A 1,089-nucleotide genomic window follows, 5' to 3' on the forward strand; every position below is an offset into this window, starting at 1 on the left:
CACCAAGCTGATCGAGATCGTCGAGATCGGCAAGCAGCTCCTCATCACCCGCGGCGCGCTGACCACCTTCTCCATCGCCAACGACGTCGCCAAGTACTTCGCGATCATCCCGGCGATGTTCGCCGGCGTGTACCCGGGCCTGAAGCACCTGAACATCATGGGCCTGCACAGCCCGCAGTCCGCGATCACCTCGGCGATCGTCTTCAACGCCCTGGTCATCGTCGGTCTGATCCCGCTCGCCCTGCGAGGCGTCAAGTACCGTCCCTCCGACGCGAGTTCGCTGCTGGCCCGGAACCTCGGGCTCTACGGCGTCGGCGGCCTCGTCGTCCCCTTCATCGGAATCAAGGCGATCGACCTGGTCGTCCAGTTCATCCCCGGCCTGAGCTGAGAGAGGCCAGAACACCATGCCCACCATTCTGCGAACCCACCTCACCGCGCTGCGGATGCTGCTGGTGATGACCGTCGTCCTCGGCCTCGCCTATCCGCTGCTGGTCGCCGGCATCGCCCAGGTCGCCTTCCCGGTGAAGGCGAACGGCTCGATCGTGAAGTCCGACGGCAAGGAGATCGGGTCCAGCCTGCTCGGCCAGAGCTACGACCTGCCGAAGAAGAACCCCGACGACCCGGACGAGCAGGCGCAGCCGGACCCGAAGTGGTTCCAGCCCCGCCCCTCGGCCGGCTCGTACGACCCGAAGGCCTCCGGCGCGTCCAACCTCGGCCCGAACAGCGAGGACCTGCTGAAGACGATTCAGGACCGGCGCGCCGCGATCGCCGCCTTCGACGGCGTCGACCCGGCGAGCGTCCCGGTGGACGCGGTCACCGCCTCCGGCTCCGGCCTCGACCCGCACATCTCCGTCGCCTACGCGAAGGAGCAGGTCGACCGGGTGGCCAAGGCGCGCAACGTGCCCGCCGACACGCTGAACCGGCTGATCGGCAAGTACACCGAGGGTCGCTCGCTCGGCTACCTCGGCCAGGCCGGCGTCAACGTCGTCCTGCTCAACAAGGCACTGAGCGAGACCAAGTGACGTCGCACCAGTGGTCTGGCATTGACGGTCATTTGATCTGGCAGTTCCGCATGGAGGCGCATGAGGG

Annotated in this window: 1 protein-coding gene and 1 pseudogene; both read left to right on the forward strand. The window is 67.2% G+C overall.

Annotated elements, in window-relative coordinates; all coding sequences use genetic code 11:
* Window positions 1-388: pseudogene (locus tag ABZ641_RS39035) on the forward strand (potassium-transporting ATPase subunit B); the annotation flags it as partial.
* Between the two features lie 16 nt (window positions 389-404).
* Window positions 405-1,022: a K(+)-transporting ATPase subunit C gene (kdpC, locus tag ABZ641_RS39040; protein WP_344622965.1), complete on the forward strand. Its 618-nt coding sequence runs from the start codon at window positions 405-407 to the stop codon at window positions 1,020-1,022.
* The last annotated feature ends 67 nt before the right edge of the window (window positions 1,023-1,089 follow it).

The organism is Kitasatospora sp. NPDC007106, assembly GCF_040634455.1.
Taxonomy (GTDB): domain Bacteria; phylum Actinomycetota; class Actinomycetes; order Streptomycetales; family Streptomycetaceae; genus Kitasatospora; species Kitasatospora arboriphila.

What these genes read in the sequence shown, in the direction of transcription:
- kdpC (WP_344622965.1), top strand. Translation starts at nt 405, where the DNA reads ATGCCCACCATTCTGCGAACCCACCTCACCGCGCTGCGGATGCTGCTG.